16 protein-coding genes are annotated in these 22015 nt (G+C 47.1%); 10 read left to right on the top strand and 6 right to left on the bottom strand.

All coding sequences use genetic code 11. The annotated features are described in order from the left end of the window. The first annotated feature begins 4 nt into the window (after window positions 1-4). Complete coding sequence (locus ESB13_RS10535) at window positions 5-2047, top strand: hypothetical protein (RefSeq protein WP_129002938.1); 2043 nt, start codon at window positions 5-7, stop codon at window positions 2045-2047. 27 nt (window positions 2048-2074) lie between these two features. On the opposite strand, the gene ESB13_RS10540 is transcribed toward ESB13_RS10535, so the two are convergent. From ESB13_RS10540 to ESB13_RS10550, 3 genes are read right to left on the bottom strand one after another with little or no spacing between them, the layout of a single operon-like run. Continuing rightward, complete coding sequence (locus tag ESB13_RS10540; RefSeq protein WP_129002939.1) at window positions 2075-2650, bottom strand: hypothetical protein; 576 nt, start codon at window positions 2648-2650, stop codon at window positions 2075-2077. Between the two features lie 2 nt (window positions 2651-2652). Further along, window positions 2653-4428: a TonB-dependent receptor gene (locus ESB13_RS10545; protein WP_129002940.1), complete on the bottom strand. Its 1776-nt coding sequence runs from the start codon at window positions 4426-4428 to the stop codon at window positions 2653-2655. 10 nt (window positions 4429-4438) lie between these two features. Then, window positions 4439-7483: a tetratricopeptide repeat protein gene (locus ESB13_RS10550; RefSeq protein ID WP_129002941.1), complete on the bottom strand. Its 3045-nt coding sequence runs from the start codon at window positions 7481-7483 to the stop codon at window positions 4439-4441. 150 nt (window positions 7484-7633) lie between these two features. On the opposite strand from ESB13_RS10550, the gene ESB13_RS10555 reads away from it, so the two are divergent. Both ESB13_RS10555 and ESB13_RS10560 read left to right on the top strand, forming a co-directional pair. Next, complete coding sequence (locus ESB13_RS10555; RefSeq protein WP_129002942.1) at window positions 7634-8044, top strand: DoxX family protein; 411 nt, start codon at window positions 7634-7636, stop codon at window positions 8042-8044. 9 nt (window positions 8045-8053) lie between these two features. Continuing rightward, a complete protein-coding gene (locus ESB13_RS10560; protein WP_129002943.1) occupies window positions 8054-8470 on the top strand; it encodes an acyl-CoA thioesterase in 417 nt (138 codons plus the stop codon). 177 nt (window positions 8471-8647) lie between these two features. On the opposite strand, the gene dacB is transcribed toward ESB13_RS10560, so the two are convergent. Beyond that, a complete protein-coding gene (gene dacB, locus ESB13_RS10565; RefSeq protein WP_129002944.1) occupies window positions 8648-10057 on the bottom strand; it encodes a D-alanyl-D-alanine carboxypeptidase/D-alanyl-D-alanine endopeptidase in 1410 nt (469 codons plus the stop codon). Between the two features lie 84 nt (window positions 10058-10141). Here dacB and ESB13_RS10570 point away from each other — a divergent pair, with 84 nt between their 5' ends. The 4 genes from ESB13_RS10570 (at window position 10142) to ESB13_RS10585 (ending at window position 14591) form a co-directional block, all read left to right on the top strand. Continuing rightward, window positions 10142-11407, top strand: coding sequence for a CinA family nicotinamide mononucleotide deamidase-related protein (locus ESB13_RS10570; RefSeq protein WP_129002945.1), 1266 nt, complete (start codon window positions 10142-10144; stop codon window positions 11405-11407). A 98-nt stretch (window positions 11408-11505) separates the two neighbouring features. Further along, window positions 11506-12951 carry a dihydrolipoamide acetyltransferase family protein gene (locus ESB13_RS10575; protein ID WP_129002946.1) on the top strand — a complete coding sequence of 482 codons (1446 nt, stop codon included), beginning with the start codon at window positions 11506-11508 and terminating at the stop codon, window positions 12949-12951. An 11-nt stretch (window positions 12952-12962) separates the two neighbouring features. Then, window positions 12963-13697: a DUF2490 domain-containing protein gene (locus ESB13_RS10580; protein ID WP_129002947.1), complete on the top strand. Its 735-nt coding sequence runs from the start codon at window positions 12963-12965 to the stop codon at window positions 13695-13697. Window positions 13698-13847: 150 nt separating this feature from the next. Continuing rightward, window positions 13848-14591 (top strand): hypothetical protein, encoded by a 744-nt coding sequence (locus ESB13_RS10585; RefSeq protein WP_129002948.1) that lies wholly within the window; start codon window positions 13848-13850, stop codon window positions 14589-14591. Here the strand turns inward: ESB13_RS10585 and ESB13_RS10590 are convergent. Then, window positions 14563-17499, bottom strand: a complete 2937-nt coding sequence (locus ESB13_RS10590) for an alpha/beta hydrolase family protein (protein WP_164974165.1) — start codon at window positions 17497-17499, stop codon at window positions 14563-14565. The genes ESB13_RS10585 and ESB13_RS10590 overlap by 29 nt on opposite strands. Window positions 17500-17653: 154 nt before the next feature. On the opposite strand from ESB13_RS10590, the gene ESB13_RS10595 reads away from it, so the two are divergent. The 3 genes from ESB13_RS10595 (at window position 17654) to ESB13_RS10605 (ending at window position 21158) form a co-directional block, all read left to right on the top strand. After that, window positions 17654-18490 (top strand): NHL repeat-containing protein, encoded by an 837-nt coding sequence (locus ESB13_RS10595; RefSeq protein ID WP_129002950.1) that lies wholly within the window; start codon window positions 17654-17656, stop codon window positions 18488-18490. A gap of 159 nt (window positions 18491-18649) precedes the next feature. Beyond that, window positions 18650-19423 carry an ABC transporter ATP-binding protein gene (locus tag ESB13_RS10600; protein WP_129002951.1) on the top strand — a complete coding sequence of 258 codons (774 nt, stop codon included), beginning with the start codon at window positions 18650-18652 and terminating at the stop codon, window positions 19421-19423. A 7-nt stretch (window positions 19424-19430) separates the two neighbouring features. After that, a complete protein-coding gene (locus ESB13_RS10605; protein ID WP_129002952.1) occupies window positions 19431-21158 on the top strand; it encodes a hypothetical protein in 1728 nt (575 codons plus the stop codon). A 14-nt stretch (window positions 21159-21172) separates the two neighbouring features. Here ESB13_RS10605 and ESB13_RS10610 read toward each other — a convergent pair whose 3' ends face one another. After that, the gene (locus tag ESB13_RS10610) at window positions 21173-21970 is read right to left on the bottom strand and encodes a polyprenol monophosphomannose synthase (protein ID WP_129002953.1); all 798 of its coding nucleotides are present in this window, start codon (window positions 21968-21970) and stop codon (window positions 21173-21175) included. Window positions 21971-22015 lie beyond the last annotated feature (45 nt).

The raw sequence follows: 22015 nt of genomic DNA on the forward strand, positions 1-22015 counted from the left end.
GAACATGAAAAAAAAGGGAAGTATATGTAATAAGGAGGTCTTTAAAACCTGGCATACTACAACCGGCAGGTTGTGTATGCTGCTTACTTTTTTGGCATGTTCATTACTTACAGGTTTTAACAGCTTTGCACAGGGAAACGCTGCAGCCCGTTACGAGATAGATGCAAAGCGCATGGGTGTGAAACCCACTGACGACGACGCCCTGCCAAGAAGCAGGGAATTCATAAGACTCGATAGCACCTATTATGTAGGCTGGATGTATGAAGGCATTTATAAATGGGATCGCAGCGCCGATTACCTGGGCTATAAAAATGCCATCCCAGCCCTGCAAAAAGCATTGCAACTATTGGAGAAAGACTATGGTACCACTATGCAGAACCTGTATAGCTCCATGGGTTATTTCACACAGCATGTGAACCGTTACGAAGATTTCTTTACCATCTTCCAGGCATTAAGCGGCTGTTACGATAACCTTGAGATGCCCGACAGGGTGATGCAGCTTATGGATAAGGTGAACCGCTACCAGTTCAAAAAAGATTATTTCGGTGTTTATGGTCACCGTGCATGGACTTACCATCGCAACCGCTTTCTTACAAGCGCTAATTTTCCGTTCCTGAAAAACAGCGTACAGGAAAATGAGCAGAAAGCCCTTGCCTGCTGTTACGACGGTCTTGCTTTTATCGAAAGCAACAAAGCCCAGAACGATCAATGGTTTGGCCCCTACCAGTCGGAGAACGATAAACTGCAGATCTACCATTACCTCGCCATGTTACATTGTTACAATAAGAACTACGACAGTAGCGAATACTATTATATGTACATGGCTTCACGCGGCGCTGTTTCCTGGAATAACTTTGGCAGCATGCAGCTTGAAACGGGACAGTTCACTGCCGCTATCAGCTACTACGAACGCGACCTGTTTAAATCTTACGATCGCATCCTGCATGAACCTTATTATTATCTCCCCTTCCTGCATGTACTGGGCAACCGTACAAAAGAAGCCATAAAAATGGCGCAGGAGATCATCCAGCAAAATGGCAGCACACCCGGGTTCGGCTGGTATAATATCGCCCTCGCCAGGGGTTATTTGTACGACGGACAACTCGACAGCTGCGAATTTGCATTGAACAAAGCAGCTAATTTCAGAGAGATCCATATAGGTACAACGCTTACCCAAAACCAGTATAATTTCAGCGTTAACCTGCTGCGCGTGCAGCTGCTCGACAGAAAGATGAGCCAGATCAAATTCTTCGACAAAGGCTGGTGGTACGCTCCAAACGCTTTATATAAGCTAAGCGCTTACAAGATAGAAAAGATGATGGCAGAATATGTGGTGGTAAATGAACTGGCTTTTAACCCCGAACGCACCCGCATTGTATACGACCTGTTTTGTTCTGAAGCCACCACCAGCTTCGACGAAGCATGGTACCTGCTCAAAGATTTCAGTCCCGCTTTCTTCCGAAAAATGTATGAACGTTACCTGCAACAGGATTCCAGGACCAATGTGCAGCGTTATTTCTTTCTTTTCGCAGCTAAGTTCAAGTGGGAACAGGGTAACAGGCAGGCCGCCAAAGACGATTTTGAAAGACTGGCACAGGTAAACCTTCCCGACGGACACAATGAAAAGCTGCTCCTCGGCAGGCTTTATGAAAGCCTGGCCCTGGCCACAGGCAAAGGCGAAGGACAACATTACAGCAACTACAGGAATGCCTTATTCGCTACCTATCCCCAGTTGGTACCCTTCAGCGATGTACGTATAAAAATGCATTTATCTACTTCAGGTACAGACGACGCAGTGACCCGCGCTGTTATATCCGGGCTCAAAAACTGTTCGGTAGACTGGAGCTCAAGCGGCCCAGGCATCCCCGAGGCTAGAATTCAATTCAGCCAGAAAGGAAACCGTTACCAGGCCACTATCCAGGTAATAACCGCATCTGGCAATGTACTGGTCGATAACGGACGTTTGCTGTTCAGGAAAGCCGAAGGTACAGGACAGGAACTTGCCTTACGCCTGTTTGGTAAAGGAGGAGCGTTGGAATTTAATTAAGACCGCAGGATAAAAGAAAAGCCTCCCCTAGTGTGTTTTATAATAATACACCAGCGCAGCCAGTCCCAGTATCCCCAATATCAGGGCATACATCCACCACCTGTCTGGTCCTTCAGCCACTTCTTCCTCAGAGAGCATTTCCATCATTTCATCGCTGGAACGTTCCCGCTCTCCTACCTTAACCGTATGTGTCGCCTCTTTACGAACAATACGTTCTGCTGTTGCTTCGGGAAAATACTGCTGGATCGATACTTCAGGCTGGAAAGCATAGTTCTCTCCAAACTCCTTTTTGAGCGTACCAATACCTGTAAGAACGAACTCGCCTTTGGAAGCCAGTTCGTTCTTCATATGAAAAGAAAGATCATTGAACTGCTTAATGGATTCAATAGTTGAAATACCCATATCGGCGGCCAGAAATTCGAACAACTGCTTGTCGGCAGCTACTGTTTTATCGGTAGCAAAACGGATCACGGGAATAGGAGAATGCAGTTGCTTATTAAGAAAGTCGAGCCGCCCCGGCACCTGCTCCACCGAAAATACACCGATGTTAGGCAGGGCCAGCCTTTTATAGAAAATGAGATATTTATATAAACTATTGTACATGCTTATTTACCGGTTTGACCGAACGAATATACAATTCCTCCCAAAACATTAAAGCCAAGCACCTGGTACTGATTCCAGCGCTGGTATTTGTTGTTGAGCATATTATTGAATTGTACCCACAGGTTCAGCCTTGGCATTACCGCAAATTCGATGCCTGCATTCAGGTCAACGGCGGGGTCCAGCTTCTGGCTTTCCTTGTTATTGTTTCGGTACTGTGCGCCGTCCCAAAAATAGATATCACTTTTCAAAGTCACATCCTTTAATATTTCCCAGCGTAAAGATCCGTTGATTTCAAAAGGTGCCAATCCCCATGCCTTAAGGTTATCCGTCAGGTTACTATATTGTGTAAAGGTAGCGCCTCCAAGCAAAGAAAACTTCTCCTGCACCGTATATCCTATTTCACCATGAATACGAAGTGCATTCATATCCGACTCATTTACCGTCAGGAACGACTTTCCTGAAAGGGAATCATTCACAAATAAAGGCTGGTTCCTGAATTTCAGGTACGAAACTTTGGCATTATAGGTAAAATGACTGCCTGCAGAACCCTTAAAGCCTGCATATTGCTCGGTAAGGCGGGTATTCAGCAGGAAACGGGGCTGCTGTAACCAGGGATTAAAGCCCGCCAGCGACTGATAAGTGTTTTTATGATAGTAACCGGTCCAGCCAGCCATCAGAATGAATTTCTCCTGGTTAAGTTTGGCTTCGGCAGAAAAATTGGGCAGCAGGTGAAAATCGCTGTTATCCCACGAAGGCGTGAAACCTGCCACCAGCTTTAAACCGGACGATTTATATACTACCGCCGGATTCAGATAATAAAGATTGTTGCTGATAGAGCTGCCAACACTGTCGCTCTGATACCCCGTGATATCAGCCGTAACTCCAAGGTTAAAAGCAAAATTATCGCCAAAAGACTTCGACATAGGGGCATTGATCACCAGGTTGTTTTCTGTAGCATTTTTATTATCTACAAAACGGGTGTAGGTAAGATTGGGGCTATAAGTAAAACCGTAATCATTTTCCTGTTTGTTACGCAGTCCTATGCTGGCGCCTATAGTCGTGAAGCGCTGGCGCAGGCTATCCTTGCTGAATTCAAGTGTAGCAGGCTGGTATCCATACTGGTATTGAACGTTGTTATCGAAAAACACCTTGCCATTCCATTCCAGCTTGTCACCGGAATTGAAGATCCCGATCACATCCGCGCCCGTTTTACTGAACTGCTGAAAAGGTAAACTGCCTTTTGAAGAAGTATGGCGGGCATGCAGGTTTATAATAGAGTGCTTACCGTCTCCAAATGAAAATCCTGCCTGCAAATAAGGCGTACTATAGTTACCAAAGCCCGCTTTAATAAAATGACTGTTCTCCCAGGCCATAGCGCTATCGGCTGCCAGCGCCAGCGGCTTTAACGTCGCCGGGTCATAGGAAAAGAACAGGTTTTGCGAAGGCACCTGGTATTGAAGCCTGGGCAAAGTAGAATCCGGCAATGGCGTCGCAGCGCTGAAGTTTACCTTGGCAGCGTTACGCAATGCAGGCTTAAATGACGACGTGATAGTCACCGTTTTCGATGGAATGCTATCGGTGATCTCTTCAGCCTGCTCTTCCGTATTCCGTTTTACAGGCTGTTGCTTTTTGGTTTGTGTTTTCTTAGCCTGCTGCTTTTTAGGCGTTTGCTTTTGCGTTGTGCGGGCCTTGGTATTGTGCTTACGGGTGGTACGCTTTTGCGCCCATACACCGGTAGCAGTTCCTATCAATAAAAGTATAAGGATGATCTGTTTCATTCAATAAGGTTTACTGTTGTTCAACTTTACTGTTCTTGTTTTTCTCGGTCAGTACTATTTCAAGCTTCTGGCGGGCTTCATTCTTAAGTTCTTCGTTACCCGCATTTTCCACGATGCTCTTAAGTGTTGCTTCGGCATTGAAATAATCTTTCTGCTGGAAATAAACCTCGCCCAACAGGATATAAGCCTTGGTGATCCAGTAGTCGTAAGAACCAGCCTTGCTGATCACTTCAAAAGCCAGCTTCTCGCCGTCCTTAAGATTACCCTGCGCTACCGTAAGCTCGGCAACGCGATAACGCGCCTCAGCCGCATATTCCGACTTACCCAAAGCAATTACCGCTTTGTAGGCTGCCATAGCTTCTGCCGCCTGGTTATTGGCCTGGGAGCTTTTTGCCACTACCATATTGGCCATCATTTTATCATCGGTAGCAAGGCTTTTTTGCTGCAACAGCTCCTGGGCATTCGGTAAAGCTTCGTTCCACTGCGCCAGCTTAAACTGGCAGCGGAGCAGGCCACGCATGGCTTCCAGTTTATTTTCCGATTGCGTGGCAATGGATTTCAGTTGCGTAAAATATTGCTGCGCACGGGCATAATCTTTTAATTCAAAGTATTGGATCCTTGCCGCCTGCAATACGCTCAACTCGGCATAAGTGTTAGGTGCACGTGACGCCACTACCTCGTAATGCTTCAGCGCATTGGCATAATCCTTCCGGTTGTTATAGATAACAGCGACCTGGTAATGTGCATCAATCACATAACGGCCATCAGCAAACTGTTGCAGGTACGATTCCAGCGCCGGCAAAGCTTTCTCTTCCTGGCCGCTGTTATAAGGTATTTGTGTAGCGGAATAAGTCAGTGAATCTTCTTCCGAATAACTTACATTCTTGCCATTCTGACGCATAAAGGTTACAAAAGCGCCTGTCTGCTGCTGGTTTACAAAAATGTTACGGACGTATTCAACAGCCGCATCACTTTCCGGGGCATTGGGATAAGTAGCTACCAGCTTTTTAAAATAGTTCAGCGCTTCGTTGTCATTATCCAGGTTGAAATAAGCCACACCTGTTTTCAGGTAAGCCTGCGGTTGCAGCGCTGCCGCTTTCTTATCGCTCAGCACCCGGTTCAAGGCCGGCAATGCATTGCGGTAATCTTCATTAGCGATATAAGTATTGGCGATTTCCATATTGGCATCCGCCGCCAGGGAAGATCCCGGGTAACGTTTCTCCAACGACTGAAGCAGGCTCACCTTTTCGGTATACTTGTTCGAAGCGCCGGCTATTACCGCCTTTTGATATAAGGCATAATCCGAAGCAGGCATATTGTAAGAGATCACCGCCTCATACATCTGTTGCGCCTTCGCATATTTTTTTGACATGAAATAACAGTCGGCGCTTCTGATATAAGCATCCTGCTGTAAAGGAGTAGATGCTGCAGATAAAGTAGTGGTGATCTGCTCAAACTGTCTTAATGCCGCGCCATAGTTTTCAAGGCGCAGGTAACAGTAGCCCAGTGTATATAATGCATTGGCAGTGCTAACTTCTCCGTACGAAGCGGGGCGGGCCAGGTAAGCCTGCAGGTAAGAAGCTGCGGAATCTATCTTATTGGTACGGTAAGCGATCTCACCCTTCCAGAAATAAGCGTAAGGCAACTGCGCACTGTTATAAAGCGCTCCTATGATCCTGTTCAGCAGGGCATCGGCAGCTACCAGTTGCTGGTCGTTCACAAGTTCCACCGCCCTTCCATAAAGAATACGGGGATATACACGTTGTACCGTAGCACTCGAAGCACCTACCTTCTCAGCCAGGTCCAGTGCATCTTTATAATGGTTGGTATTGGCAAGAACGTTTACCAGCAACTCTTTTGCCTCATTGGCAAAGCTGGAAGCAGGATAAACAGTAAGGAAGTCACGTAATTCATTCAGCGCAACATCGGTATAACCCAGTTCATAGGAGAGTTTACCATAGTGAAATTTGGAGATCTCCTTCTGAACTGCATTGCTGCTGTTAAGCGCGCAGAAGAGGAACGCACTGCGCGCCCCCGCCTTCTGGTTGGTTTTAAGATAAGCATCAGCCAGCAGGTACATGCTGTTCTGTGCCAGGGAATCACTTTTACCACCCAGCTCCTTAAAGCCTTCTATCGCCTTATTCCACTGCCTGGCCTCGTAATAACAGTACGATAGCTCATACAGGTCTTCACGACGCACTTTCTCGGTATGGGTTACATATTGCTCCAGGTAAGGCAACGCCTTTGCATATTGTTTCTTTTCAAAATAGCCATGTCCTACCAGCTTTCGCAGCTGCATATCATAATACTGCCCGCCTTTGCTAAGCGCGGCTTCTCCATAGCTGATAGCCTTGTCTTTATCACCGCTGAAATAATAGATTTCCGCAACATAGTAAGGAACGATCTTCTGGTAAGCAGCTTCGTTCTCTACGATCTTAAACGCTGCCAGCGCCTCTTTATAATCTTTTTCATAAAAAGAAATGAAGCCGTAGTAATAATTCGCATCTACATAGTTAGGATCGGCAGGAATTTGCCTGATAGCATTGAACAAAGGCTTGGCATCGGAAAACCGGCGCATGGTAAAATAACCATAAGCCTGGTGAAATTTAACCGCTGCGATCTCCCGGTTGCTGAGGTTCGCATATCCTGCTTTCTCATAATAGGCGATAGCATTGGCATAATCCTGTTTGCGGTAATAGTACTCGCCCAGGTGATAACTAAGCATTTCTATACGCGGCGCATAGTGCTCAAGATTAATGAAGTCTATAGCAGCCTGTGGCGCCAGCGCATCGTTCATCCTTAGCGCACATACAATAGAATAATATTTCGATTCCACCTGCATGCTCACAGGAATAGCACTCGCATCGGGCTTGTCGTAGTACAACGCCTTGAATAAGGGATAAGCAAGACTAAACTGTTGCTTTTGATACAACTCCTTTGCCAACTTGAAGTTGGCGTCGGGATCCATATTCGCTTTAGTAGCCTGCGCTCCTGCTTCACTCACGCTTAATAAAAAAGCAAAGGCGAGACTATATGTCGTAAGCTTTTTATTCATACTTTGGTGGAACGGTGGTTTTTGATAAAATATTATAATACACGTCTTAAATAAAACGCAAAAAACCGTTTAAAGATAGCAATCCTCAAAAGCCTGTATGGTTATTGTGGATAAACATTTACTTCCTTTATTTTTGTACAAACTGTGTGAATGAAAAGATTCTTATCTATCCGATACAGTGACGGACTGTTCAATTTTTCGATGCTACTATTACGTGTCAGCTTCGGCGGACTCATGCTTGCCAACCATGGAATGAGCAAATTAATGGGCTTTTCTCAGCTCCAGTATAAGTTTTACAACTTTATGGGCATGGGCTCCCGTGCCACCCTCGTAATGGCCATTTTTGCAGAAGTGTTCTGCAGCCTCATGGTAATTCTGGGCTTATTCACCCGCCTCGCACTCATACCACTATTGATAATGATGCTCGTTGCCATCTTCAGCGTTCATGGCGGACAACCGTTCTCACAGTCCGAAAGCGCCGTATTGTATGGCACCGCCTTTGCAGTACTGTTGTTCTGTGGCCCCGGCAAGGTAAGTGTAGATGGAATGATCAACAGCTAATTTTATCCCATGTATGAATCAATAACGCAGATCCGGGTGCGGTATGCGGAAACAGACCAGATGAACGTAGTTTATTATGGTAACTATGCCCAGTACTTCGAGGTAGGCAGGGTAGAATGTATACGCCAGCTAGGCTACACTTATAAAGACATGGAAGCTTCAGGCGTTATCATGCCCGTAATTGAAATGAATGTCAAATACCTCCGGCCAGCCACTTACGACGACCTGCTCACTGTAAAAACCCAGATCAGGGAACTTCCCAAAGACCATCGTATAGAATTCTTTCAGGACGTGTACAACGAGCAAAATAAACTGCTCACATCAGGCAAAGTCACCCTGTATTTCCTGAACAACAAAAACTGGCAGAAAACAACCATGCCGGAAGAACTTTATAACAGGCTGACGCCGTTTTTCGAAGGAGAATAATGTATTACACTTGATTAAGATTGGGCTCTTTACCTATGAACAAGAATATCTACAACTGTAATCACTTCTTAAAGAAGCTGGCTTTATTTTTCAATAGCTTCTCTATCTCTTTATCTAAGATATCCCCTTGCTCGCCTTTATTACAATACCAGCTATAGAAGCTAAACCTAAACAATTCTATCTCAACTCATTAAGCACTCTATACATTTTTTGAACCAGTGTACTGGGGCTTCCGTCATAGCCGTTGATGATAATTGCAAAAGTATAGGGGGTGCCATCTTTAGCGGTATGGTAACCTGTAAAGGCCTTACTCCCGCCAATCGTGCCGCTTTTCATCTTCATATCATTATAAAGGGGAAATGCCTTGTAATAACTGTTAAACCACGGCCGCGTACGGGCATATTGCAATACCTGCACCATAGCCTCCGGTGTTACCCGGTTCTGTGGCGATAAGCCGCTTCCATCCTGCACTTTTAACGCAGATGTTTCAATGCCATTATCTTTCCAGAAATTACGCAATACTGTAAGGCCATTGTCGGTAGAGCCCTGCTTCCCCTGCTGTAATGCCAGCGTCTTAAGCAGCGCTTCCCCGTAAAGGTTGATACTTTTATGCAGGAACCAATACACAATACTGTCGAGCGATGGTGAGTACAAAGTATCGAGCACCGTGGTATAAACCTGCTTCGCCACAGGCTGGTCTAATGCAGTCAGGATCTCCGCCTGGCCTGCCAGCTTTATTTTACGCTGCTCCAGCGCTTTCTGCACTTCCCATCCTACCTGGTAGGCAGGATTCGGCAATGCACCGGAAATAGAAAAAACACCACCCGGCGGAATCGTGCCTTCTGCAAATCCCATCATGGTATAGGGAGGTAAATAAATATAACCGTTGTCGCCGCTGCCGGGCTTACCCGTTTTCAGCAGGCTGTTAATGCGCGCCACCTGCAGATCCGGACGCGTACCCGTAATCGTTACAGCGTCCCCCTCCCTGCTGCCAGGCTTTAAAAGCAGATCATAGGCGTTTTCATTCCAGTTCAATGCCCACGAGCCCGCACCATAATAGTTACCTATATCATCCCAGATCCATCCGCCAGGCAAAGGCTGGTAGCTGAAAGCAGAATTGTCCAGCACCAGGTTACCTTCTATATCAGTAATGCCATTTTTTTCCAGCGCCTGCGTAATACGCTTTACCACCGATGCGGCATTATTAGAAGGATAACGGCTGCTGCCAAAGGTAGGGTCACCCTGGCCAGATAATACCAGGTTGCCGTTGAGCACATTATTGTCTATAGAACCATTATATCCCAGCAGGGTGCTATAACGAAACGATTCCCCCAGCAGCTCCATGGCAGCAGCGCTGGTGATCACCTTCTGACTGCTCGCAGGCGCCAGCCCTACCCCCCCATTATTATTACATACTGCTTTCCCCGTGTTACCATTCACCACATAAAATCCAAGAATGGCGTGCTTCATCTGCACATCATTTAATAACTGCTGAACCGCTTTGTTCAGCCTGCTTTCCACGTCCTGCGCACATATAGAGAGTCCCGAGCATATTGCTGCGATAAAAAACAAGGTACGTTTTATCATGCCATTGAAATTAATATAAAAGCCTGTCAACTATCATCTGCGATCTCTCGGCGATCCTATAACTTCGCTTTAAAATAGCAGAAGATGAACGTGGGCAACTCAGCAAAAGTATCCATAATAACTATTGGAGATGAACTGTTGATAGGGCAGGTAGTTGATACAAACAGCGCCTGGATGGCGCAGGAACTGAATATTGCAGGATTTGAAGTACATCATCGCGTAGCCGTGGGCGATATCTGGGACGATATATGGGAGGCGCTGGACCAGGAAAGCCAGCGTTCTAACGTCGTATTGATAACAGGCGGACTGGGCCCTACAGCCGATGATATCACAAAGCCTTTGCTGTGTCAGTATTTCGGCGGAAAATTGGTACAGGATGCAGCTACAGTGCGGCATCTTGAGTATTTATTTGCCGAAGTATTCCGCCGGCCGTTGTCAGAACGTAACCTGAAACAGGCCGATGTGCCCGATGTTTGTACCGTATTGAGCAATATCCGCGGAACAGCTCCCGGCATGCTCTTCAAAAACGAACGCGCTGTTTTCATTTCCATGCCCGGCGTTCCGCATGAAATGAAAGGACTCATGACATACCATGTGATCCCCTTGTTACAGGAGCACTTCAATCCCGGGTTTATCGAACATCGCACCTTGTTAACCGCCGGCATAGGCGAATCGGACCTCGCCGACCTGGTGCAAACCTTCGAACAGGCATTGCCCGGCTTTATAAAAATGGCCTACCTGCCTCATTTTGGCATGGTCAGGTTACGACTCACGGCAAGAGGAAAACAGGAAGAAAAACAATCGTTTATCTCCATTCTCGACAGCCAGTTTGCACAATTACAGGAAGTGGTAAAACACGTATTGGTTGTAAATGAAGATATTTCAATGCAGGCCCTCGTAGGCAGGCTGTTGAAAGAATCCGGTACCACCCTGGCAACTGCCGAAAGTTGTACCGGAGGATATATAGCACACCTGCTCACCGCTATGCCCGGCTCCTCGGCCTATTTTAATGGCAGCGTAGTAGCCTATTCAAATAGTATAAAACAAAATGTGTTACAGGTGTCCGCCTCCACGCTGGAATCGGCCGGAGCTGTGAGCGAAGAAACCGTCATAGCCATGGCACAGGGATTGCTTGCTGTCATGCAAACCAACTATGCAATAGCAGTATCAGGTATCATGGGGCCCGATGGCGGCACAGCCGAAAAGCCCGTAGGTACCGTCTGGATTGCCGTAGGTGATCAAAACAGATTGATAACCCGTAAGTTAAGCCTGCGTTACGACCGTATACGTAATATAGAGCTGACAGCCACCAATGCGCTGAACCTGCTCCGGCAATTTATACAGGAGTAGTTGGGTTGTTTCTGAACCTTGGGCCGTTTTTGAAACAATAATTATACATTTGAGCCCTCAAACGATTGCCGCTCCGGCAACTAAAAACAAAAATTGCAATGGCATTAGTAGACCTGGTGATGCCCAAATTGGGTGAAAGCATAATGGAAGCCACTATTTTAAAGTGGCACAAGAAACCCGGCGACACCGTTCAACAGGACGAAACCGTACTGGAAATAGCCACTGATAAAGTAGACAGTGAAGTGCCCTCCAACACCGCAGGCATCCTAAAGGAATTTTTATTCCCCGAAGACACCGTCGTTCCTATTGGTACAGTAATAGCCCGTATCGAAACAGAAGCAGGCGCCGCCACAGCAGCACCTGCACCCGAAGCGCCTAAACCCCAGGCTCAGGCGCCCGCTGCGGAAACGATTGTCGAAGAAGTTCCCTTCGTACCGCAACCCGTTGTTGCCGCCCCTCCGGCGCCAGCTCCCGCAGGAAGCGCCGTAAACCGCTTCTACTCCCCACTGGTATTGAATATTGCCAACAGCGAAGGCATCAGCCTCACTGAGCTTGAAAATATACCCGGTACCGGCAACGAAGGCCGCGTTACCAAAAAAGATATCCTACAGTATGTCGCTGCCCGTAAAAGCGGTGCCGCAACACAGCCCGCAGCTGCCACCACAGCCCAGCCTGCCGCGCCGCAGCCCGCGCCGGCTCAAACAACTGCACCGGCACAAACAGCAGCCCCAATAGCCACGGCTCCAGCTGCAGCCCCTGCAAGCACTCCCGCTTCACCAGCCCAACCAGCTGCTGCAGCACCCGCCGCCCCCTCCATCTCCAACCCCTCAGGTAATGTGGAAATAGTGGAAATGGACCGCATGCGTAAGCTCATTGCAAAACATATGGTCGACAGCGTACATACCAGCCCTCACGTAACCAGCTTCGCCGAAGCAGACGTTACCCATATGGTGTTATGGCGCGACAGGATCAAAAAAGAATTCGAAAAAAGAGAAGCTACCAAAATCACATTTACCCCGCTGTTCATCGACTGCCTGGTACGTGTCATCAAACGCTTCCCCATCATCAATAGCTCGATAGACGGCGACCGCATTATCCTCAAAAAGGATATCAACATAGGCATGGCCACAGCCCTGCCCTCAGGTAACCTTATCGTACCCGTTATCCGCAACGCCGACTACCTCAACCTGGTTGGTTTGAGCAAAGCAGTTAACGCAATGGCCGCAAACGCAAGAGACAACCGCCTGAAACCCGAAGATACCCAGGGAGGAACCTTTACCCTCACCAACGTGGGCACTTTCGGAAGTCTCGCCGGTACGCCCATCATTAACCAGCCACAGGTGGCAATACTGGCCGTGGGCGCCATCAAAAAACGCCCCGTGGTAATAGAAACAGACCAGGGCGATACCATCGGTATCAGGCACATGATGTACCTCTCCATGAGCTACGACCACCGCATCGTAGACGGAAGTATTGGCGCCAGCTTCCTTACAGAAGTAGCCAAAGAACTCGAAAACTGGGACCCTAACAGACCAATTTTATAATTATCCATATAGTGAAACCAAACTTTCTTAAAGCCATCATTTTTATGATGGCTTTCCATTTAACACTAACTGCATCAGTACAGGCACAGAACAACAAAACAGGAGGCTGGTATATCACCAACCTGTCGCTTACACTCGATAAAAAATTCTCGCTCTGGCTTGAAACGCAAACCCGCGCCCAGAATTTAACCAAAGACTTCTTTTACCACGAATTCAAAGGTGGCATTGCCTATAAACTGGCCGACAAGGTAACCGTACTATTGGGTATAGGCGATTACAAAACCTATACTTTTCCCGGCAACTTTAAAACGCCGATGGCAGTAAAAGAAACCCGTTTATGGCAGCAACTGGTCATGAGCAATAACATCAACCGCCTCAAACTCGAACATCGTTATCGCATAGAACAACGCTGGCTAAATGGAGAATTCAACCAGCGCTTCAGATATCGGTTTAACCCCATCCTGCCTCTAAATCACAAATCGGTAGTGGCCAAAACAGTGTACCTGACCGCTTTCGATGAGCTGTTCTTCACAAACCTTGCTCCCTACTTTATGCGTAACCGCTTTTTTGCAGGAGCAGGCTACCAGTTCACCCCGGTAGTAGGTGCTCAAATAGGATGGATCAGGCAGTTCGACTATCGTAAGAACGATGACGGAACCGGTAAAAACTTCATACAGGCCTCCTTACTCTTCACATTAGATAAAAAGATCTTCGAAAGAGAACATTTCCCGTCAACAATGGACTAAACATAACAAAGTACATCAGGTCCCCGCATCCGCGGCTCGTAACAACTTACAACGTCACAGACGTTTATAAGCTCATGTGTGGCAACGTTTTTAACAGTGTAAAACCTACACAAACGCCTTTTTTTCAGTATATTGAAGAAAATAACCCGCATGAAGTCTCTATCCGAAACCTGGTTTGCCGAAGGCTATGTGGACTTTGAACTAAAGAAGTACACACTTCTCGCCTACCTGCAGGAAATCAACAGGCATTTTAACGAAAACAAGCTGTACCCGCCACTGACCGACCTGATCTTTCATTACAACAATCTCGTTTCATTACGCGATAATAAAAGGCTGCTTCAGGAGCAATTCCCCAAACGGCTTACAGGCATCCAGCGCGAACAGCTTCAGTTACTCTATCAGCAAATGATTGAAGACGATGAACTGATGAAAGAGCTGGAAGATATCATCCACTATGCAGCAACCGAAATGCAGGGAACTATCAGCAGTGGCGCCGAGATCTACGAGTTCGTAGAGAACAATATGACCATCAGCCCTGTAGGTCTCATCCCACTCGACCTGAACGAAGGCTACCTCTTTCTTTCCCAGAGCCACCACAGGGATACGCTGGTGTACCAATACCGTCTGAGCATTTTTGAAAAACATGACGAGAAATACAGAAGTATTAAAACTGAATTTGTCGACAGCTGGCGCCGCAGCTTCAGCAATACTTATGAAAGCATTAAGACCCAGCTCATCAAAAACAGAACAACGCTTCCTAACCCGGCCGTGTATGCTGTTGAAGTAGCACTCCGGTACCCGGTAGAGGAAACGTTGTTACCTATTGCGAAACGAAGCCTGGTACGGCATATTACCATCCCACCGGCTACAGACCCCAGGTCCGGCCTTTCATAAGCGCCGGCACGCCTTCCGACAGCCAGGGAGCAGGTTTCTCCCCCTTCAGAAGCCAGTCGAAGAACTGCTGCTCCCTGATCTGGATATCCTTCCTGTTACGGCGTTCCATAAGATTGTGCGCCTCATTATTGTAATTCAGCAGCCAAACAGGTTTATTAAGCCTGCGCAGCGCAGTGAAACACTCTATACCCTGGTACCATGGCACGGCGCCATCGGCATCATTGGCCATAACCACCAGCGGGGTTTTTACCTTGGGGAAATGGAATAACGGCGAGTTCTCGGTATAAAGCTCCGGTTTCTCCCAGATGGTTGCCCCTATACGGCTTTGTGAATGCTCATACTGGAACTGACGGTTGAGCCCGCTTTCCCAGCGAATGCCGCCATAAGCACTGAACATATTCACCACCGGTGCACCGGCCCACGCAGCAGCATAAAGATTCGTACGTGTTATCAGGTGAACAGTTTGGTAACCTCCCCAGCTTTGCCCCTGCAAACCAATTTTGGTACTGTCAATAAACCCTTCTTTTATCAATGCACGCGTGCCACTTACTATATAATCATAAGCGCCTTTACCAGGATGCCCCTTGGTATACCACACGTCTGGTACAAAAACCACATAGCCACGGCTCACGAAAAACGGGATGTTAAGACGCGAAGGAGTAGGCGCCGGGGCACTGTAACTATACAAGGTATTATTGTTACGCTCATAGAAATACACGATCATGGGATATTTCTTATGCGGGTCAAAGTTTTCAGGTTTATATAAAACACCTTCGGCCTGCTTGCCCGTATAAGCCTTCCATTTGTAAAGAGAAGATGTCCCCCACAAATACTGCGATTGCTGTGCATTGATAGCCGAAAGCCGCAGCTGCGCCGCTTTTCCTGCAGCACTTGTCACATACAGGTCTGCTGGCTGGGAGAATGTTTCCTTGCTGTAAAGCAACACAGCAGCATCCCTGGCCTGCACGATGTTCGAGCTAAGCACAGGTAAGGCAACCTTTTCCTTCCATAACACATTTAACGGAGCGCTTTTTTCCAGCGCCAGCGTAGCCAGTCCTGCACTTTTATCCTTTTCATCAAACAAACGCAACAGCAGTTGCTGACCAGGTTTCAGGAACTTTTCATCTTCCCGCACATTCACATAGCGGTAACGTACCTGCTGTAACCTTCCCTCACCACGGGTAATGTTTTCAGAAGCCCGGCGCCCGGTAGGATCTGCTTTCCAGATGTCGAAACGGTCATACAACAGAACATAACTGTCATTTTCCATCCAGCCCGCAATACCATAAGCACCCGGATCATCAGGCATATCATTTTCCTCATCATACAATGGATATTTGATATCCGCAGCAAGCGGTATGATCTTACCTGTTTCGCTGTTATAAATAGAATAATTACGTTTCAGATCATTATACATCACCAGGTATTTCCCGCCGGCAGAAGGATAACAGGTGCCTTTGAAATTATCGGCAATTAACTTCTTGTTACCTGTCGCCGGATCAACGGCATAAATATCCGCGATGATATAACCCTGCCATTGAAAAGCACCGCGTCTGCCCGTATCCACCTCCACATAAAATGCTGCGCCGTCACCTTCTCCCGTGATCGTAGTACCCCTGAACACCGTGTCGGCAAGCTGAAGTACCTGCCCACGGGTATTATCCCAAACCGCCGTAAAACTTCTCTTTAATTCTTTATTCAGATTAAACAGCTGAACGGTCTGCAACGCATCGTCTTTATAATTCCAGACATCGACATTCGAACGTTCAAATTCAGGCAGCGTGGTGTCTTTGAGAGGAAGTACAGGAGCTGTTCCAAAAAACAACCGCTGTCCCGACTTACTGAAATAAACTTTTCCGTTTTCACTGATGCTCCAGTTAGCAGGAATAGAAGGCGTGAACCTCGTAGCTAGCAAACGGGCAGTATCGGACCCCGGCGTGTAACGCCAGAGATTATAGAACTTGTAAGCCGCTTTCGCACTGCTGTCACGCTCAGCAACAAACGCCAGCTGAGCTGCATTTTCATCTATCGCAAAAGCCGTCGCATCATGCAGCCCCTTCATAACAGTATCGGTCCGGTTCAATGCAGGGTTATGCCACAACACCAGCGCCTGCACAGTACTGTCACTGTTCTTTTCAGAACTGTAAACCACAAAAGCCTTCGCTTTTTTATCAAAGAGATAATCCTTTGCCAATGCAAATTTCCGCTCCTCGCCTGTCTGCAGGTTCTTTAACACCAGTACAGTCCCCTCTTCTACCGGGTCCTTTTTAGATGCCGCTTTCTTAGCAGTAGCCGGCATCAATACTTTCAGTCCCTGTGTTTTTGCCTCGGTAAGCTTCAGGCGAATGCTGTCTGCAGCGCGGACAAGACTATCAGCCAGCTTTTCAAGACGTGTAAGCCTGGTAGTGGAATCTGCATTCGCCGATGCAGGTGACGCAGATTGCTTGTCGTGCAGCCAGGCTACCCAGCCGGAACCTTCCTCAGGCAAACGGAACGACTTTACAGCAGGCCATTTCTCGATACTGCCATTGGCCAGGTTAAAAATACCCAGGCTGTCCTTAGGCAGCTCATCAGCCTTCTTCTTTTGAATACGCGCCTCCCGCGTTTGCTTATAAAGAGGTTTTATTTTAAAAACAACATGACTGCTGTTGAAACTGATGCCAGCACCATAACCACGCGGTATTTCAGCCAGCTTTTTACCGTCTGCCGCCTGCTGTATCACCAGCGTGCCGTCGCCTTCCTGCACGTTAACGGCATAAACAATATAACGCCCGTCGTTACTGATCATTCTTTCTCCTATCAACTGCCATGAATCATAAACGGAATGATCCAAAGGCTTTTTCTGCGCAGAAACAAGAAAAGGAATGGCAAAAACCGCCATTAAAAACGCTGTTAGTTTGTACTTCATTTGCATATACTGTAAATCGTTCTTGCAACAATAAACTGTGGCCCTGCAAAAATCAGGGTTTCGGCGAAGAAATCATCAGGAATGAAAAGAAGGACAAATAAAAAACAGTGAATAGCATAGATTCGCAACAGGTAACATCCAAAATAGTCTATATATGAAACCTGCCATCTTTGTTCTTGCCGCCCTCCTCAGCTGTTTTTCCGCTCTGCACGCACAACGACAGCTTCATGAGATCTGGGCTACCGATACCGTACTTAACGTTCCGGAATCTGTACTTTACGATGCATCGCAGGATCTCCTTTTTGTATCCCTCATTGGCGGCCTCCCCAATTTAAACAACGAAGGCAGAGGCAGTATAGGCAAGCTTTCTACCAACGGAAAGATCATCGATACCAACTGGGTCAAAGGCCTGAACGCCCCAAAAGGAATGGCTAAATTCCGGAACACACTTTATGTTACCGATGCTAACGAAGTCGCCGTGATCGACATAAAAAAAGGAATAGTTACTCAAAAAATCCCTATCCCGGGCGCAGTGTTCCTGAACGATATAACCGTCGACAACTGGGGAATCGTATATGTTTCCGATTCCCGCCTGAACAAAATACACCGCATCGAAAAAGGTCAGGTAAGCCTGTATCTCGATAATGTCGATAACGTCAATGGCCTCCTGGCGGTGGGTGAAGACCTCTACGCCGTATCAGCAGGACGCTTGCTGAAAATAAGTGCCGATAAAAAAATAACAACGCTGGCAACCGGCATGGAGAAAAGCACAGACGGACTGGTACAGATAGCCCCCGGCGAATTCATCATTTCATCCTGGATAGGTGTTATTTACAACGTATTCGAAAGCGGTAAGGTCATACAGCTAACCGACTACCGCTCCGCAAAGATCAATACCGCCGACCTGGGTTACCATCCAAAAAAGAAAGTTTTATACGTTCCCACCTTCTGGAACAAGCGGGTGATAGCTTTTGACGTAGCAGGTAAATAATTTTCCCGGGCATATTGTTCCTGAAAGCCATCTAAAAGCCTGATAATAAATATCCTCACCAGTCATGCAACTGGGTTGAACTTTTGATGCTTCCTGGAACAAGGTAAATAGGGATAAGCGGCATACGCCAATAGCCTGAATTGGCTTATCTTTCAAGTCATGGAACCCGTTATCTCAATCCAAAACCTCCGGAAAAGCTACGGCGAAAAGGAAGTCCTTAAAGGTATATCTCTTGAAGTTTATCCCGGCCAGGTGTTGGGATATATCGGCCCCAATGGCGCCGGCAAAAGTACTACCGTAAAAATTCTCTGCGGCCTCCTCTCCGATTACGAAGGCGATATCAGCGTAAAAGGCGTTAACCTTAAAACAGATCCGCTGAAAATAAAAAGCATGATCGGTTATGTTCCCGAACTCGCAGAATTGTACGACCTGCTCACACCCGTAGAATACCTGCAATTCACAGGCAGCCTCTACGGCATGTCCGAAGAAGTATGTAACGAACGCATCAACAGGTTAATGACCGCTTTTAGCCTGCAACCCAATATGGACCAGCGGATGGACACCTTCAGCAAAGGCATGCGCCAGAAAGTATTGATTTCTGCCGGCCTTATCCATAATCCCGATATCATTATCCTCGATGAACCATTGAGCGGCCTCGACGCAAACAGCGTTATCATAGTAAAAGAACTCATCAGTAAGCTCGCCCGCGAAGGCAAAACCATCTTTTACTGCAGCCATATGATGGATGTGGTGGAAAAAGTGAGCGACCGTATCGTACTTATCGACCAGGGCCGTGTACTCGCAGACGGCTCCATCGCATCGCTGCAGTCACAGTACGATAATAAAAGCCTGGAAGCGATCTTTTCCAGCCTCACTTCACAAGGATCTCTTTCTGAAACCGCAGATGAGCTGATGCGCGCCTTCGACAACTAATACCACTATGAACTTTATTGATAAGTCTTTGCTTCGCATAAGCCTCCTCCCCGCAGGCATTTACCGCAAAATGGGCGTCGATACCTTCCAGCTAAAAAGTATCGTCACCACTAAACTCATTCTGGACGACCGCCGCCCCAGTGCTATACGCCAATGGCGAAAGGATAAAGGAAAAAAATCGGTAAAATCAGGCAGCATCAAAACATTCCTGTTTAACCTGCTCCTCGGCTTCATGTTCATGGGAGCTATGGTTTCCAGCGAGAACCCGCAAATACAGCTTGTCATCTTTTTTACAATGTTCATGGCAGTTATCGCCACCATGCTCATGTCCGACTTCTCTACCATGCTGATGGATCCCCGCGATAACTATATTATCCTGCCCAAACCCGTTAACGATAAAACCATTCTTACAGCAAGGCTCGTACACATCTTCATCCACCTGTGCAGAACAATAATACCTATCACGTTTTTCTCCATCCTTGTAATGTTTGTTGAATATGGCTGGTACGGAGGCCTCGTCTTCCTGTTGCTGATACCGCCTGCATTGCTGCTTACCCTCTTTTCTGTGAACATGATCTACCTGGTGGTCCTGAAATTCAGCAGCGGCCGCCGCTTTCAAACCTATCTTACCGTACTGCAGGTGATAATGGGCATGGCACTGTATTTCGGTTACCAGGTAATATCACGCAAAGGCTTTGAAGCTGCAAGTATCGATATCAACCTGTCATCTTACCCCGGCATGCTGGCCGCCCCGCCATATTGGTTTGCCACCACCTGGCAGGCTATTGCACAATTCAAAGTAACAGGACAGGAATACATCGCAGCGGCGCTGGGACTGGTGCTTCCCTTTGCAGGCATTTACATAGTAATGCGCTGGCTCGCACCAAGCTTCGGCCGTAAACTCGCAGCCATTCACTCCGGCGATGGCGAAACTTCCGCTCCGGCCGCAGCGCCGGTTACAACGGCAAAAGCCAGTAAAAAAACAGGCAGCTTCGTCAATAAACTCGCAAAGCTCATCACCAGCAGCCGTGCCGAACAAATGTCATTTGTTTTTGTATGGAAAATAACCGCACGTAGTAAAGAGTTTATGCTGAAAGTTTATCCCGCATTCGGCTACATGGCAGTATGGATCATCTACCTCATATGGCAGAACAAAAATATTACCGTTGAAAAACTGCAGGACCTTTCAGGTTATGGCAAACTGCTGATCATTTTTGTGGTGTACGGCTGTAGCATGTTATTGTTCTCCGCCCTTTCCCAGATCGCCTACTCAGAAAAGTATAAGGCATCCTGGATTTATCATGTAACACCACTTGAAAAACCGGGAACGGTTATTTCCGGAAGCGTTAAAGCTATCGTAGTCCGCTTTTTCCTGCCAGTAGTAGTGATTACTTTTATACCGCTGATCGCCTTTATTGGCCCCGCCGTTATTCCTAACCTGCTATTGGGATTGTCGAACCAGTTGCTGATCGCAGGCTGCAGGGTATATATACCGGCAAAAGACCTGCCTTTATCATTAAAAGAATTTGCCAGAATAAAAGGAGGTTCCACACTGCGGGCAATTTCAACCCTCATCTTTCCCTTATTCATCGGCGGACTGCACTACCTGGTATTTGAAATTACACCTCTGATCTACCTGCTGTTGGTATTATCTGCAGCTGCGGCATGGTATATCTTTGATAGCATCAAAAATACAGGCTGGCACCAGGTAAGAATGGTGGATGGAAATGAATAGTCAGTGACAGGATACTAGCCTACTTCTTCAGCCTGGAGTTGTGGCTTCCTTACTTCAGTAGGAGGACGATGGTTTACATTTACACGGCGACGGTAGTTCTTGAACATACTCTGCCACTGTATCTTCAGTACCCCCAGAACACCTTCCTTGATAATGCCTTTGCTCATCTTACTAACACCTACCTGGCGGTCGATGAACACGATCGGCACTTCCTGGATCCGGAATCCAAGCTTCCAGGCTGCAAACTTCATTTCAATCTGGAAGGCATAACCAACGAAGTTGATAGAATCGAAATTGATGGTCTCAAGTACTTTTTTAGTATAGCAAACGAAACCTGCGGTGGGATCTTGAACCGGCATCCAGGTGATCATTCGCGTATACAAAGCACCACCTCTTGAATACAGATGCCTGTCCAGCGGCCAGTTCTCGATAGAACCACCGGGAACATAACGGCTGCCAACGGCAACATCGGCGCCATCGAACTTACAGGCTTTATATAAACGTTCCAGATCTTTCGGATTATGCGAAAAATCAGCGTCCATCTCAAAAATGAATTGGTAGTTCCTGGCGATAGCCCATTTGAAACCATGGATATAGGCAGTACCCAAACCAAGTTTTCCTTTACGCTCTTCAAGGAATAACTGCCCGGGATATACTGAGAACAGGCCTTTTACAATATCGGCGGTGCCATCAGGCGAACCGTCGTCTATCACCAACACGTGAAACCCCTTTTCCTGGGAAAACACAGCCTCGAGAATACGTACTATATTCTCTTTCTCATTATAAGTCGGTATAATAACTAATTTTTCCAATGTTCAATGGGGGCGCTCTTATGCTTATTCAAAAATAGCCATTCC

Source organism: Filimonas effusa (genome assembly GCF_004118675.1).
Taxonomy (GTDB): Bacteria; Bacteroidota; Bacteroidia; order Chitinophagales; family Chitinophagaceae; genus Filimonas; species Filimonas effusa.

Bases quoted from the DNA above. Each gene is read 5' to 3' on its own strand.
- ESB13_RS10535 (WP_129002938.1), top strand. From the start codon at position 5: ATGAAAAAAAAGGGAAGTATATGTAATAAGGAGGTCTTTAAAACCTGG.
- ESB13_RS10540 (WP_129002939.1), bottom strand. From the start codon at position 2,650: ATGTACAATAGTTTATATAAATATCTCATTTTCTATAAAAGGCTGGCC.
- ESB13_RS10545 (WP_129002940.1), bottom strand. From the start codon at position 4,428: ATGAAACAGATCATCCTTATACTTTTATTGATAGGAACTGCTACCGGT.
- ESB13_RS10550 (WP_129002941.1), bottom strand. From the start codon at position 7,483: ATGAATAAAAAGCTTACGACATATAGTCTCGCCTTTGCTTTTTTATTA.
- ESB13_RS10555 (WP_129002942.1), top strand. From the start codon at position 7,634: ATGAAAAGATTCTTATCTATCCGATACAGTGACGGACTGTTCAATTTT.
- ESB13_RS10560 (WP_129002943.1), top strand. From the start codon at position 8,054: ATGTATGAATCAATAACGCAGATCCGGGTGCGGTATGCGGAAACAGAC.
- dacB (WP_129002944.1), bottom strand. From the start codon at position 10,057: ATGATAAAACGTACCTTGTTTTTTATCGCAGCAATATGCTCGGGACTC.
- ESB13_RS10570 (WP_129002945.1), top strand. From the start codon at position 10,142: ATGAACGTGGGCAACTCAGCAAAAGTATCCATAATAACTATTGGAGAT.
- ESB13_RS10575 (WP_129002946.1), top strand. From the start codon at position 11,506: ATGGCATTAGTAGACCTGGTGATGCCCAAATTGGGTGAAAGCATAATG.
- ESB13_RS10585 (WP_129002948.1), top strand. From the start codon at position 13,848: ATGAAGTCTCTATCCGAAACCTGGTTTGCCGAAGGCTATGTGGACTTT.
- ESB13_RS10590 (WP_164974165.1), bottom strand. From the start codon at position 17,499: ATGAAGTACAAACTAACAGCGTTTTTAATGGCGGTTTTTGCCATTCCT.
- ESB13_RS10595 (WP_129002950.1), top strand. From the start codon at position 17,654: ATGAAACCTGCCATCTTTGTTCTTGCCGCCCTCCTCAGCTGTTTTTCC.
- ESB13_RS10600 (WP_129002951.1), top strand. From the start codon at position 18,650: ATGGAACCCGTTATCTCAATCCAAAACCTCCGGAAAAGCTACGGCGAA.
- ESB13_RS10605 (WP_129002952.1), top strand. From the start codon at position 19,431: ATGAACTTTATTGATAAGTCTTTGCTTCGCATAAGCCTCCTCCCCGCA.